This window comes from Peterkaempfera bronchialis (assembly GCF_003258605.2).
GTDB lineage: Bacteria > Actinomycetota > Actinomycetes > Streptomycetales > Streptomycetaceae > Peterkaempfera > Peterkaempfera bronchialis.
The window spans coordinates 2,173,496-2,187,131 of the sequence record NZ_CP031264.1 but is presented as its reverse complement, the minus strand read 5'-3'; the positions used below and the strand labels follow the sequence as shown (position 1 = coordinate 2,187,131).

Below are 13,636 nucleotides of genomic sequence, written 5' to 3'. Positions count from 1 at the left end.
GTTCAGCAGGTCAGCGCAGGATGCCGGCCGCGCGTGCGTCCGCCAGCCAGCTCGGGAACTCCTCCAACAGCCGGTCGTACAGCACCGCGTCGGGCACCGCACGCGGATCGCGGCCGGCCGCCACGAACCCGGCGTTGTCCACCACCCGCGCGGCGGGCACGGGCAGTTCGTCCAGCTTGCGCAGGAAGGCGAACTCCTTGCGCTCCGGGTTGCCGAAGCCCACGAACTGCCAGAACACCGGCAGCCGCGCGGCGTCGCAGAGCAGGCGTTCGGCGGCGCTGCGGGAGGTCGGGCCGCCGTCGGTCTGGAAGACCACGAACGCCGGGTCGGTCGCCCCGGACGCCTCGTAGTGCTCCAGCACCGCCTTCATGGCGGTGTGGTAGTTGGTGCGGCCCATGTGCCCGTATGAGTCGTGCAGTCGGCCGATGCGGTCGGCGTAGTCGTCCAGGGAGAGTTCGGCGATCCCGTCCACGTCGGTGGAGAAGAAGACCACCGGTACGGTGCCGTCGTCGTCGAGGTTGGCGGAGAGGCCGAGCACCTGCTCGGCGAGGTGCTGCACGGTGCCGTCGCGGTAGAAGGGCCGCATGGAGCCGGACCGGTCGAGCACCAGGTAGACGGCGGCGCGCTGTCCGGACAACCCGCTCTTCGCCAGGCTGACCCGGGCGGTCTTGTACAGGTTGACCAGCCCGGGTGCGGCACTCTGCACCTTCTCCAGGGTCACCGACGTACTGCCGCTGCTCCCGCCGCTCCCGCCGCTCCCGCCGCTCCCGCCGCTCGCGCCGCTTCCGCCCCCACCGCTGCCGCCGGGACGCTTCACATAGTCGATGGCCATGGCCGTACTCCTCCGCCGGGTGTGGTCGGCAAGGTACCGCCTGCGGCGCCGCTCGGCAGGGGAAGTCGCGATGCCCGCCTCAGTCGAGCAGCCCCAGCGCGCTGACCGCGCCCAGCCCGCCGAGCACCATGAACACGGGTGTCAGCACCTTCAGTTCCACCCAGCTGCCGGCCCGGAACCGCATGGCCTTGGGCGGACCGACCGGGTACCACCGCTTGCGGCCGACGGGGATCGGCCACAGGATCGGGCACCCCGACACGGTCAGGGCGTCGCCGATGCAGTGCATCAGCGCGCCGAGCAGGATCGGCAGGCCGACCCAGAGGTACTCCTGGCCCGGGCCGGTGAAGAGCCAGCCGGAGCCGTTGCCCGGCTTGTCCAGGATCTCGGCGAGCATCCAGGCGCTGGTGGCGCCGAGCAGCCAGACCAGTACGTCACTGGAGACGCGGGCCTGACGCCAGAGCAGGCCGTCGATCGCGAGCACCATGTGGACGAAGAGCACCGCGAGCACGCCCCACCGGCCGCCGTACGCGCATATCGCGGCGGCTCCGGCCCCGCACAGCACCGCCCACAGCCAGGTGTGGGTGAGGGTGCGGTGGCCGCCGGAGCGGCGGGGGTCGCCCTTGCCGCGGGTGGCCTGGTAGACGGAGTGCGACAGCTTGTCGATGACCTCGCAGAGCCATCGGGACACCGGCCCGAAGGCGCGGGAGATGGTCGCCGCCTTGTGGTCGAGGTCGGGTGCCAGGGCGGCGCCGGCGCAGATGAGTGCCCCGGCGATCAGTACCGGCCACGGCATGGGACTGTCCAGCGCATAGGCGGCGGCTCCCACTCCCAGCCATGCCGTGGCGCCGGAGAGTGAATGCGCCGGTCCCATCATTTCCGATCCCCGCCCTCGCTCGACCTCCCAGGGCATACCTCGGCACCTGGACCGGCCCGCAGCATAGCGGTGATGTGATCATCATCAGAGTGCCGGGGCAGTCCGGGCGACGGCCGCGGTTGCCGGCCTCGTCCCACCGCCGCCGACCGGCCGACCCTCCGGCCCGGAGCCCGAATCGGCGCTGTGCGACCATGTCCGACGATCAAACCGGCGGTCGGGGCGCACCCGGACCCGGTCCGCAGCGTCGGCGAAGGGGATGTGACATGGGGCTCCGCCTCGGCTGGAAGCTCTACGGGGACGGCGGCACGCCCGGCCCCGGCGAGGTCGTCCGTCCCGGTGAACGGCTCTCATGGCCCCGCACCGCAGGTCTCGGCGCCCAGCATGTGGTGGCCATGTTCGGTGCGACCTTTGTCGCACCCGTACTGATGGGGTTGAACCCCAACCTCGCGGTGATGCTCTCCGGTGTCGCCACGCTCCTCTTCCTGCTGATCACCCGTGGCCGCATCCCCAGCTACCTGGGCAGCAGCCTCTCCTTCGTGGGTGTCGCCGCCTCGATCAAGGCGGCCGGGGGCGGCATCGGCACGGTCACCGGCGCGATGCTGGTGGTCGGCGCGGTGCTGCTGGCAGCCGGACTGGCGGTCCAGGCGCTCGGTGCGCGGGTCGTCCACGCCGTACTGCCCCCGGTCGTCACCGGCGCCGTCGTGATGATCATCGGGTTCAACCTGGCTCCGGTGGTCGCCCGGACGTACTGGCCCCAGGACCAGTGGATCGCCCTGCTGACGATGGCGTTCACGCTCTGCGCCATGGTCGTGGTGCGCGGCTTCTGGTCGCGGATCGCGGTCTTCCTGGGGCTGATCTTCGGCTACCTCGCCTCCTGGGTGTTCGACCTGGCCTTTGGGAAGATCCACTCGGCCGACGGCTCCGGGAAGGTCACCGACCACTGGCGGGTGGACCTCAGCGGTGTCCGGCACGCGGACTGGTTCGGCCTGCCCACCCTGCACGCCCCCGACTTCAAGCTCTCCGCCGTGCTGCTCGCCCTGCCCGTCGTCATCGCGCTCATCGCGGAGAACGCCGGACACGTCAAGGCCGTGGCCGAGATGACCGGTGACGACCTCGACCCGGACCTCGGCCGCGCCATCGCCGCCGACGGCGCGGCGAGCATGCTCTCCACCGCCGTCGGCGGCCCCGCGACCACCACCTACGCGGAGAACATCGGCGTCATGGCCGCCACCCGCGTCTACTCCACCGCCGCCTACATGTGCGCCGCGTTCTTCGCCATCCTGTGCGGCCTCTGCCCCAAGTTCGGCGCCGTCGTGGCCGCCACCCCCGGCGGGGTGCTCGGCGGCATCACGGTCGTCCTGTACGGCATGATCGGCCTGCTCGGCGCGAAGATCTGGCAGGAGAACCGCGTCGACTTCGGCAACCCGCTCAACCTGGTACCCATCGCCGCCGGCATCATCATCGGCATCGGCAATGTCTCCATCGAGTTCACCCGCGACTTCGTCCTCGACGGCATCCCGCTGGGCACGATCGTCACCATCGCCGGCTACCACCTCCTCCGCCTCTTCGCCCCGCCCCACCTCAAGGGCGTACCGCCACTCCTCGACGCCGCCGAACCCGGCACCGCCGACCACGACGACTGACCACCCCCGCCAACCACGCCCGCTGCACAGCCTCGCCGCCCCGCCCGCCGGGCTGTGCAGCCGGTCCGTCCGCCCGCCTCGGCCCAGGACTACGGAGCCGTCCCGGCGCCTTCGCTGTCTCTGTGGCCGCCGGTCGGCGGAGGCACGGCGTCGGGGAGGCATGCGGCCGTGCCGCCCCTCGACCCCGACCCACCCGGTTCCCCCGCCACCAGTCCGTGCAGTCGCGCACGCGTCTCGGCATCCGGTGAGTACACGACCGTGCCGCGCATGCCACGGGTCAGCAGCACCTTGTAGGTGTGCCGGATCAGCCGGTCGATCTCGGCGTCGCTGGTCGCCTTCGTGAAGACGTTGTCCTTGGACGCGGTACGGTCCACCACCCAGCGGCCGTCCCGCCACAGCAGGTCGGGGCCGATGATGACGCCGCTCCAGTCGTACTCGAAGCCCTGCGCCGTGTAGACGCAGCCGACTTGGCCGAAGCCGGCCGGGTCGGTCGCCCAGAGCGCGGCCGGAGGTGCGCCGGAGACCGACCGGTCGCCGCGCACGTTCCACGGCCGGGCCCAGCCGCCGATCACCACGTCCAGCGGCAGCGGCTGCCCGTCCTTCGGCTCGGGGCTCCACCGCCAGCAGTACCCGGCCGTGATCCGCGCCTGGTGGCCCTGGTCCTGCTGCCGGCGCAGGAACTCCTCCATCTCGGATGGCGAATCCGCGACCCGTACCTCCATGAGGCCGTCCGGCGTCCAGACCGCCGGGCCGCCCTCGTCAAGTGCCAGCAGACGGTTCACCCAGGACAGGTACGCCTCGCTGCCGCCGCATCGAAACTGGTCGCCGAGACGAACCACGTGCACGTCCAGGCCCCTGGCCTCGGCGGCCGCCGTGATCTGCTTCTCGGTGCCCAACTCCCCGGGCCGTACCACCTGCTTCTCGTCCAGGAAGAACACCGGGACCCGGGCGGCATCGATCAGTTCGTCCACCTGCGGCCGACCGGTGCGGTGGGCAGCGCGAGTCCAGCGCGTGCTGGAAGTCTCCCGGATGCGGTGTGCCTCGTCGCAGATCAGCACGTCGAGGCCGTTCTTCTCATATGTCATGAAGTCGTTGAAGTACCTGAACAGCTTCTGCACTGCGGGCTTGCGTGCGCCGACGACCTTGCGCATCGTCAGCGTGAAGGAACGCGAACCGGTGGCATGCAGCGCCGAGCGTCCCTGCCGGTTCAGCTCCCCGAGCAGCGACAGCGCGATGACGCTCTTGCCCGTGCCCGGTCCGCCGAGGACGACGACCACTTCCTTGTGGTCCGCCTGCCGGGACCGCTGGACGGCACGCAGCACCAGCTCGTACGCCAGCCGCTGCTCGTCCAGCAGGACGAACTGCTCCTGCTGCCGCACCTCCTCGGCGGCCATGGCCATCAGCTGCTTCGACGGCTGCTGCTTCGCCTGTACCAGCTCGTCGGCGGCCCGTGCGCCGGACACCGGGGCGAGCACGGACGTCAGGTAGTCCAGGAAGTCGGCACGCCGCTCCCCGGTGAAGAGCCGCCCCCGAACGTCCTGCCGCACCTGGTGCAGGCCCTGGACGCCGTACTCCGTCGCGTTGTGCAGGAGCGCGACCCCCGCGACCCGGTGGGGGTGCTCGGCGAGGGCGCCGTTGAAGTCGGCGAGGTAGTCGCAGTAGCCGCGCACCTGCTCGACGGGGTTGAGCCTCGGCTCAGGGTAGGAGTCGACCCGGCACAGCTGCGGCGCCCCGTCCTCCTGGGAGGCACTGCTCCACTGTTTCAACTCGACCACGACGTAGGACGGCTCGCCCGTTCGCGGATGGACCCCGGCGAGCACCGCGTCGGCCCGCCGACTGGTCAGCGGCAGCCGGTACTCCAGCAGTACCTCGACGTCACCCAACCCGGCATCCAGTAGCGCATCGGTCAGCACCGGGATGCTCCGCTCCCATGACCGCACCTCTGCCGCACCCGGCCGGTGGCCGTGCTCGTGCACGAACTGCTCACTCAACCGCACCGCGAGAGTCCCTGAGATCCTCTCGGCGGCGACGGCGGACGCGGAACCGCGGAACAGCAAGACCTACCCCCAGGCAGCACGAAGAGACTCGTGCGGGTGGGGACCTGTCCTACGGCGGAAGTCCGTCGGGCCGCATGGCGATGAGGTGAACCCTAGCGCGGCACACGGACAACCCGGATAAAAGCGCTTCCGGAGGCCCTCCCGCCCGAGGCGGCAGTGCGATGCACGGCCGGTTTTCAGGAGTTCCGCCCGCACAGGCTGCGGTGGTAGCCGAGGAAGGCGTTGTCGATGGCATGTTCAGGGTGCCGACGGAGCTGTCCCACCGGGGCGGTGCCGTAGGTCGTTCTGACGATGTCGTCCTCGTCCACGTAGACGGCCAACTGGTCGAACTGCACATGGTGGTTGGGGCAGAGGCAGAGGAGGTTTGCCAGGATGTCCGGTCCGTGATGGGGTCGTCCGAGTCCCCGGATGTGTGCGCCCTCGCTGTAGTGGCCGTCCCGGGTGCGTAGCCGCAGGCCGCAGAACTGGCATTGATGGCCGTGGAGCCGCTTGACCGTGCTGACGAGTCGGCTGTCGCGTACGGGGCGTGAGATCGTGGTCGTCAGCCGTGCCGCCGGGCCTGCCTGCTGCCGCTCGTCGGTGGCATCCGTCTCGTCGGCGAGTCCGCTCGCGGTGTCGTAGCCGCCGAGTCCCAGACGGACCAGCAGTGTGTGCTGGTCAACGGCGGCGAGGTGGCTCCCCCGGAGTGCGGCGATTGCCTCGGCGCGTGTCTGCGGATCGCTCAGCAGGCGTGCCGCCTCCGGCGTGAGCCCGGCCAGCGGGCTGCCGTCGACCGCGTCGGCTCCATGGACCTCCCAGACGCCGCTGCTCCGCAGATCCCAGAACCGGTCCTTCGGGGGCGCGGCTGAGCCGACCGGGGTGAGCTCGGCCACCAGTGAGCCGATCTCCTGCCGGATCTCCGACCACTGTGAGAGACGTGGAGCACCCGTCGTGGTCCGGGCGATTGCCCTGAGCAGTGTCCACGGCCCGTGTACGGCCCCCGGAGGAACGGAGCGCAGATGCCTGAGCCGTTCGATGAACTCTTCGGGATTCGGCTGGGGAGCTGCGCTCTCGACGGGCGCCCGCCGTACCGGAGTCCGCGGTCGGCGCTGCGGCGGGAGGAACTCCTGCACGGATTCACGTTCCGTCGCTGAGGCGAGGGTGATGCTGCGCAGCGTGTCCGCGATGCCCAGGCGAGTGAGGACCGGCGCAGCGGGGACGGGGGTGGCGAACTCCTCGACCTCGCCGAGCGCCATGATGTGCTCCCAGGTGGCGCCGTCTTCGTCCTTGCCCCAGACCGCCAGTGCGAGTGCCCGGCTGCGGAACACATGCAGGATGGTGGCTCTGGCGATGAAGCTCTTCTCGGCGTAGAAGAGGACCTCGTCCCCGACCCGCCGGCCTCGAAGTGCCCTGGCCTTTGCGTTGTTGGACAGCGCTGTCGGTGTGGAGCCCCAGAGACGCGCGGTCCCGTCCGGGTAGAGCGATGAGATCAGGTCGGCGTGCTCCCCCAACTCCTGGCGGTGGGCGGCGATTCGGACGCCTCGCCGTACGGAGTGCGCGAAGTGCCGTGGTCCATGGACCCTCACCCCACCTCGCGGCTGCAGCACCAACTGCGGCCGGGCCTCGGGCCGGTGTACCGGAGACCCGGCAGCCGCCGGGCTGCCGCTGGAGGGGGCGCGGTGCTCGATGGTGAAACCGAGAGCCGAGAGCCGACGGCCGACGGTGTTGGCGCCGCCTGTGAAGGCCACGGACGCAAGGACGGTTCCCTCGGAGTGGCGGTGTGCCACACCTGCAATCGCTTTCGAGTCGTACCGCCGCCCCTCGAAGACCAGGTCGTAGGCGAGGGCTCGGCGGAACCCGTAGCGGCGGAGGAAGGCCGGACCTCCGACCTCGTCGTACTCGCGTATCGCGCTCAGCACACCCTCACGCGTCACATCAGCAAGACCCATGCGCCAGAGCCTAGAGTGCCTATACGACAGTCATACTTATTAACCGGTGGGTCATGTACCGGAGCCGGTGGCCTGGGGGAGATCTGTGGCGCTGCTGCGCACGAGGGCGAAAGCCATCGCACTGGCGGACGAGGCTGATCGTCGGGAGCTCGCCCGGGTCCTTGCGGCGCGTATGGAACGTGAAGAAGGTCGGGCGCCCGGTGAGTCGGAGGTGGCGTCATGGGCCGAGAGCCTCCCCGCCCTGGGCAGGGAACTGGAAGCCGCAGGGCTCGGTGATGTGCCCATCCTCATCGAACAGCGCATGCCCGCCTCAAGCCGGCGGGCGGACGTCGTCCTCGCCGGTACGCATCCGGTCAGCGGAGAGCCGTCCTATGTGGTGATCGAGCTCAAGCAGTGGAGCCGGGTCACACCGATCCAGGGCAGTGAGGAGCTGTTCCTCGTACCCGGGATGCGCAACCATCCGCAGCTCCACCCGCTTGTGCAGGCTGTCGGCTACCGAGATCACCTCACCGGTGACCTCGAGGTGCTGCACGGATGCGAGGACAGAGTGGAGGCCATCGCCTACCTGCACAATGCCCAGGACGCCGGTGTCGCCCCACTGCTGGAGTCGGCTCATGGTGGCCGGCAGCGGGTTTTCACCCGTCAGACGACATCGGAGCTTCACACCTACCTGCGGCAGCGACTCGCCCCGGAGTCGGGAGAGCAGGCAGCCGACCTTCTGGAGAGCAGTCCCTTCCGCTTCAGCCCGGCGGTCCTCGAGCGAGCCGCCGACGTGCTCGCCGGACGCCACGACTACGTACTCGTGGACGGGCAGCGAACCGCCTACGAACTGGTGCGCCGTGCGGTGGACTCAGGCATGTCCGGCAGCAGCCGAGAGGTTGTGATCGTCAGCGGCGGTCCCGGAGCCGGCAAGACGGTCGTCGCTCTGAGCCTGCTGGCCGACATGGCGAAGCAGGGCCGCTCGACGGCTCTGGTGGCTGCCTCCGGAGCGGTCACCGACACCCTGCGCCACTATCTGCGGGCTGCGGACAGCAGGCTTGAGACCCTGGTACGCAGCGTCAACGATATCGAGAGGGCGGCGGCGGACTCCTTCGACCTCCTGGTGTGCGATGAGGCGCAGCGTCTGCGGGACGAGCCGGGATGGCGGTCGGCCACCGGTTGGCGGCCCGGGAAGAACGGTGTGCGTGCCCTGTGCCGCGCCGCCAAGTCGGTGGTGTTCCTGCTCGATGACGATCAGGCGGTTCGCCCGTCCGATGCCGGCTCGGTGGAGTCCATCCGCCGCATGGCCGAGGCGGAGGGCCGGATCGTGCGCCGTGTCCGCCTGGACGGCCAGTTCCGTTGCGGAGGCAGTGCCGCGTACGGCTCCTGGGTGCGCGATCTTCTGGGCTTCGGCGGACGATCCCCCCAGCCATGGCGTCCCGACTCCTCCTTCCGAGTACGGGTCGCAGACAGCCCATGGGAGATGGAGCAGATCCTTGCGGCCGAACAGGGCGAGGGGCACCGTACACGGATCGCGGCCGGCTACTGCTGGCCGTGGAGTCACCCTCGACGGGATGGCAGCCTCGTCCCGGACGTAACCATCCGTGACTGGCATCGGCCGTGGAACGTCCGCAGCACACGGCCCCTCCTGGGACTGCCGCCGTCCACCCTGTGGGCCACCGCACCCGGAGGGGAAGGGCAGATCGGCTGCATCTACACCGCACAGGGGCTCGAGTACGAGTGGGGCGGCGTGATCCTCGGCCCCGACTATGTGTTCGGCGACTCCGGCTGGCAGGGCCGACCTGAGGGGAGCGCCGACGACGTCGTCAAGCGTGCGGATACCCGGGAGTCCTTCGAGCAGTATGTGCGCAATGCCTACCAGGTGCTGCTCACCCGAGCGACGCGCGGGATCGTTCTCCACTCGACGGACGCGCGTACCCACTCCCTGATCCGGCAGCTGGTCAGCGGCGACCGCTGATACGCGCCAGGCCTGTCACCCGTGCGGCTGGTGGCAGTGGCAGCGGCAGCGGGATACGGCGGACTCAGAGCGGCTGGGCGGTTCAGGGGCGCTGGGTCCGGCGTCGGGGCCAGGGTGGGCGGGGTCGGGTGGGGGAGGGGGTGGGCGGTGTGGGGCCGGGGGGTGTGGGGGACGGGGGTGCGGGGGTGGGTGGGGGTGGGGCCGGGTCCAGGGGGGCCCATGCGGTGCCGGCCACCGCCGCTGCCGCGTCGGGGCGCGGGAGCGGGGTCACCGCGACCCGGGACGGCCCGCGGTCCACGGGTATGCGCAGCCCCTGCGCCCGGTAGCTGCTGCGCGCCACCCGGTGTTCGTAGTGGGTCCCGTCGGACTCCCAGGCCACCAGCACCAGGACGGCGGGGTCCGGCCAGTCGAAGCGGACCTCCGCGTGACTGCCGTCGTCCACCCGGCGGACCGCCAGGCCGGTGACGGTGCCGGGGGTCTCGATCAGCACCGAGGGCCCGGCGACCGCGCGCCGGCCGAGCACGGTGACGGCGGTGATCCTGGTGGCCGTCCGGGGCGGTGGCACCAGCTCCGCCTGGCGCTGCGCGGCGGCTGGACCGGGCTTCTCGGCAAGCGCGGCCGGAAGCCCGTCCAGCCGGGCGGAGAGATCCTCGCCGGGCGTCACCGGCGGTCGGGACCACGGCACCAGGCGGTCCTGTCCGCGCGCGGTGGCGGTCCACCGCAGCCGCACCCTGCCCTCGCCGTCCGGCGGCTCCACGGTCAGCGACGCCACCGGGGAGGGCCAGCTCTCCGCCGTCGCTTCCACCGTCCGGCCCGGCGACCACACCGGCTCACCGGACGGGCCGGGGTAGGCGCTGGCCACCAGATAGCGGTAGGAGCCGGGCGGCAGCTCCGCGTCGAGCAGCCCGTCGGCGGTGCAGGGGACCACTGCGCCCGGCGCCGAGGTGGAATCCGGGCCGCCCGCCGCCCAGCGCCGGGCCCGGACCGCCACCGCGCGCGGATGGGGCTGCCAGGACAGTGCCAGACCGTCGGGCACCGCCGTGGCCACCGGCCGCCCGACCTCGGGGGTGGCGACCAGCAGCGGCGTGGCCAGGGGAACTCCCGCCAGGTGATGGCCGCGCAGCGGCACCACCGCGTAGCGCAGCGGCACCGCCGGGGGGACCTCGGGGTCGAGCAGTGAGGTCCGGTCGGTTGTCGTCGCGACCTCCACGGCCTCCTCGGGGCGGCCGTCCGGGAAGCGCAGCACCCGGTACTGGAGCGTGTTGCCGAGCCCGACGCCGACGCCGACGCCGAACCTGGAGCCCCGCACGGCCGTCCACCGCAGCCGCATTCCGTCCGGCGCCACGTCCGTCCGGAGGTCCACGGCGTCTGCGGACTGCGCCTCGTCCGCGCAGTGCGCTGCCGAGGCCAGCAGGTCCGCCATGGCAGCGGGGTCGTCCACTGACTGGCGCACCGCGCGCAGCAGCAGCCGGGCGGCCTCGGACGCCCGGCCCCGCTGCCGCATCTCGGCCGCCTGCCGCCGGAGCAGCCCCACCTGCCGGACCCGCTGGTCCACCGTTACGAGCAGGTCGGCCAGCGCACGGTCGGCGGCCGACTGGGCGGTGAGCCGCCCGGCCAGCGTGGCGGCGTGGTTCAGCCGCCGCTCGGCGACGGCGTCGACGACGCACTCCGCCGCGCTGCGTACCGGGCCGGCTGCGGGGAAGCCGTCGACCGCCGCCGCCAGCCGTCCCGACTCCTCGGGGTGGACACCGAGCGCCTCGGCGTCCACGGCCCGGGGTCGGCCGGGGGAGTCCCGCAGCAGGCAGCACAGTTGGTAGAGCACGACCCTGTGCAGCGCCTGCGGATCGGCGGCCAGCGCGGCGCCCAGGCGGCGCAGCAGACCCCCCACGGCGGGAGCACGGGGGTCACCGGAGGCGTCCCAGCGGTCCTTGGCCTCGCGTAGGAAAGCCCGGTCGACCAGCAGCCGGCTCTCTCCACGGCCCGGGAACCACAGCCCGTCGAGCACCCGGAGGCCCCCCTGCGGCGGAGTGGGTGCGCCGGCGCCGGGCGTGGCAGGGGGGCGCAGCAGTTCGGCGGCGTGCCGCAGGCCCAGCGCATGCAGCTCGGCGACCAGTTCGCGGTATCCGGCCAGCCCGGGGAAGTACGGCGGCACCGGCACCGGCACCGGCACCGGCAGCGGCATCGGTGGCGCTGGCGGCCCCTGCGGCCCTTGCGGCTTCTGCGGCAGGTCCCTGCCGTGGCCACCGGGCCGCGCCCACCGGCTTCCTTCCACTGGCTTCCGTCCTCTCTGGCAGTCAGTGGGGGGAGGTGTAGAAGAAGACCTCCAGCGTGGCGGTGTCCGACCGCCCGCTCAGGTTGAGGTAGTCGCGCGTGGTCGTGCCGCTGGGGAACAGCCCGGGACGGGCGGCCTCCAGCAGGCCGTTGACCTTGGCGGCGTACGCCTCCCCGGCGGTTCCGCCGCCGAAGGTCAGCACGATAGCGGCCTGCCGGTGGCCGTAGCGCCGGGTCGCCTGCCGGATCTGGTCCAGCAGGCTGCTGCGGTCGACCCCCTGCACGGCGAATGTCACCGAGGCCTTCTCCACCGCGCGGGGCCCGCTGGGCGTCGGCTCGGGGGTGGGCGTGGGCGTGGGCGTGGGTGTGGGCGTGGCCGTGAGGGTGGGCGTGGCCGTGGGCGTACGAGTCGGCTGCGGTGACGGTGATGCGGACGGTAACGGGGACGGCGATGCGGAGGTCTGGGCCGCCAGCGGGTCGGCCTGGCCTCCCATCGCGACCAGGGCGAGGACCAGCAGCAGATCGGCGAAGAGCCATCCCACGAGCGCAGGCCCGAGCGTGCGGCCGGACCGTGGTGTCTGGCGGTTCACCGGCTGTGTTCCTGCCCGGCCGGGCCGCCTGCGGCGGTCCCGGGGACGGTATCCCGGGGCGCCGCCCCCCGCACCGGTGCGGTGCCGGTGCCGATCTGGGTGCCACGGTGGGCCGGGCCGTGGTCGTGCGGCCAACCGGACAGCGTGGTCGCCACCGGCACGACCTCCAGCGCGTCCGCGCGCTGCACGGGGACGCCGGTCAGCCGCCGGATGCCGGAGTCCAACCGGGCGGCAGCGTTCTCCCAGTGGGCCGCCGCCGCATCCCACCGCTCGGCGCTCTGCCGCATCTCGTCCACGGCGCCCGCCGTGCGCCCCGCGCTGTCGACCAGGGCCCGGGACGCCCGTACGGTCTCCTCGACGGCCGACTGCGAACTGGTCAGCAGCCGCTGCTGGACACCCGCCAGCTTGGTCACGGCGGCGTCCACCACCTCGCCGGCGTGGCTGATCCGGTCGCCGACACCCCGTACCGCGTCCGCCGTACCGGTGTGCATGGCTTGCAGGGTGTCGCTGCCGGCCTTGACGGCCCGCTCGATCCTGGCCGCCGCGTCGCCCAGCGGCGGCACCTCGTCGGCCAGTCGGCAGGCGGCCTCCTGGAGCACGGTCGCCGCCCCCTCGGCCGAGGCCGCCGCACGGGCCAGCGACGTCTGGGCGGCCACCGCCTTGCGGCCGAGCTGCTCCATCCGGCCTGCGGCCTTGGTGAGTTCGGCGGTGAACCGCTGGGGGGAGGAGGCCCGGTGACCGATCAGCAGCAGCTGCGTACGGGTCAGTACCGAGGCCAACTCGGCCGCCAGCGCGGTCCGCTGCTCCTGCTCCGCGACCTGCTCACGGGTCGCCCGGGCCCGCAGCCGGGCATGCCAGCCGGCCACCATCAGCAGCAGGGTGATCAGCACCACCGCCAGCAGCGCCACGTTCCCGAACCGGGCCGGCCAGGGCAGCCGGCCGCCGAAGCCCGACTGCCACAGCTGGAGGAAGGGCCGGGACGCCTGCCGGGGGTCCTCCCGGCTGAGCTCCCCGTAGGCGTCGGAAGCCTCCATCAGCGCGAACCAGGTGACCAGCAGCGGCACGAAGACCAGGACCCCCAGCGCGGCCTCGGCCAGGTCCTCGCGGACCGGCCGCTCCCGGAACCGGTCCCGCAGGTGGCGCAGCGCGGCGCCCGGCGCCAGGCCCTTCAGCTGGCGGGCGAGGGCGAGCAGCCCTGCCAGCGCGCCGGACCGGGCGGGGCGCTGCGGGGCGGCGAAGTCGTCGGGCCGGGCGAAGGAGTGCAGCAGGTCCAACTCGGCCCACTGGTCCAGGTCGGTGTCCTGGCGCAGGTCTTCGGCCAGTCCCCGGAGTTCGGCCGCGCGTGGCGTCAGGAACGGGTGGTCGGCAAGTTCCGTGAGCAGGCGGGCAAGTTCGGTCCGATCCGTCAGCTGTGCGTGCGGCACTGCCTGCTCTCCCTGTGTCCTTGGATGCCGCCGGACCTTTTCCTCGCCGGTAGGGCGGGG

Annotated in this window: 9 protein-coding genes; 2 read left to right on the top strand and 7 right to left on the bottom strand. The window is 72.2% G+C overall.

The features are described 5' to 3' along the window. Positions 1–10: 10 nt before the first annotated feature. Complete coding sequence (locus tag C7M71_RS09535; protein WP_111492342.1) at positions 11–832, bottom strand: vWA domain-containing protein; 822 nt, start codon at positions 830–832, stop codon at positions 11–13. Between the two features lie 79 nt (positions 833–911). After that, positions 912–1,706: a metal-dependent hydrolase gene (locus C7M71_RS09530; protein WP_111492343.1), complete on the bottom strand. Its 795-nt coding sequence runs from the start codon at positions 1,704–1,706 to the stop codon at positions 912–914. Between the two features lie 263 nt (positions 1,707–1,969). On the opposite strand from C7M71_RS09530, the gene C7M71_RS09525 reads away from it, so the two are divergent. Then, positions 1,970–3,349, top strand: a complete 1,380-nt coding sequence (locus tag C7M71_RS09525; protein WP_111492344.1) for a uracil-xanthine permease family protein — start codon at positions 1,970–1,972, stop codon at positions 3,347–3,349. Between the two features lie 89 nt (positions 3,350–3,438). On the opposite strand, the gene C7M71_RS09520 is transcribed toward C7M71_RS09525, so the two are convergent. Together C7M71_RS09520 and C7M71_RS31580 are read right to left on the bottom strand one after the other, a co-directional pair. Further along, the gene (locus tag C7M71_RS09520; RefSeq protein ID WP_111492345.1) at positions 3,439–5,406 is read right to left on the bottom strand and encodes a DUF2075 domain-containing protein; all 1,968 of its coding nucleotides are present in this window, start codon (positions 5,404–5,406) and stop codon (positions 3,439–3,441) included. Positions 5,407–5,582: 176 nt separating this feature from the next. Next, positions 5,583–7,334 carry an HNH endonuclease gene (locus tag C7M71_RS31580; protein ID WP_229758635.1) on the bottom strand — a complete coding sequence of 584 codons (1,752 nt, stop codon included), beginning with the start codon at positions 7,332–7,334 and terminating at the stop codon, positions 5,583–5,585. 85 nt (positions 7,335–7,419) lie between these two features. Here C7M71_RS31580 and C7M71_RS09510 point away from each other — a divergent pair, with 85 nt between their 5' ends. Next, positions 7,420–9,291, top strand: coding sequence for a DUF2075 domain-containing protein (locus tag C7M71_RS09510; RefSeq protein ID WP_114914288.1), 1,872 nt, complete (start codon positions 7,420–7,422; stop codon positions 9,289–9,291). Between the two features lie 82 nt (positions 9,292–9,373). Here C7M71_RS09510 and C7M71_RS09505 read toward each other — a convergent pair whose 3' ends face one another. The 3 genes from C7M71_RS09505 to C7M71_RS09495 form a co-directional block, all read right to left on the bottom strand. Continuing rightward, a complete protein-coding gene (locus tag C7M71_RS09505; RefSeq protein WP_114914287.1) occupies positions 9,374–11,473 on the bottom strand; it encodes a hypothetical protein in 2,100 nt (699 codons plus the stop codon). A 112-nt stretch (positions 11,474–11,585) separates the two neighbouring features. Next, positions 11,586–12,152: a hypothetical protein gene (locus C7M71_RS09500; protein WP_111493621.1), complete on the bottom strand. Its 567-nt coding sequence runs from the start codon at positions 12,150–12,152 to the stop codon at positions 11,586–11,588. Further along, entirely contained in the window at positions 12,149–13,576 is a 1,428-nt protein-coding gene (locus C7M71_RS09495; protein ID WP_111493618.1) for a hypothetical protein, read from the bottom strand. Before C7M71_RS09495 ends, C7M71_RS09500 begins: the two co-directional genes overlap by 4 nt. Between the last annotated feature and the right edge of the window lie 60 nt (positions 13,577–13,636).

Bases quoted from the DNA above. Each gene is read 5' to 3' on its own strand.
- C7M71_RS09535 (WP_111492342.1), bottom strand. From the start codon at position 832: ATGGCCATCGACTATGTGAAGCGTCCCGGCGGCAGCGGTGGGGGCGGA.
- C7M71_RS09530 (WP_111492343.1), bottom strand. From the start codon at position 1,706: ATGATGGGACCGGCGCATTCACTCTCCGGCGCCACGGCATGGCTGGGA.
- C7M71_RS09525 (WP_111492344.1), top strand. From the start codon at position 1,970: ATGGGGCTCCGCCTCGGCTGGAAGCTCTACGGGGACGGCGGCACGCCC.
- C7M71_RS31580 (WP_229758635.1), bottom strand. From the start codon at position 7,334: ATGGGTCTTGCTGATGTGACGCGTGAGGGTGTGCTGAGCGCGATACGC.
- C7M71_RS09505 (WP_114914287.1), bottom strand. From the start codon at position 11,473: ATGCCGCTGCCGGTGCCGGTGCCGGTGCCGGTGCCGCCGTACTTCCCC.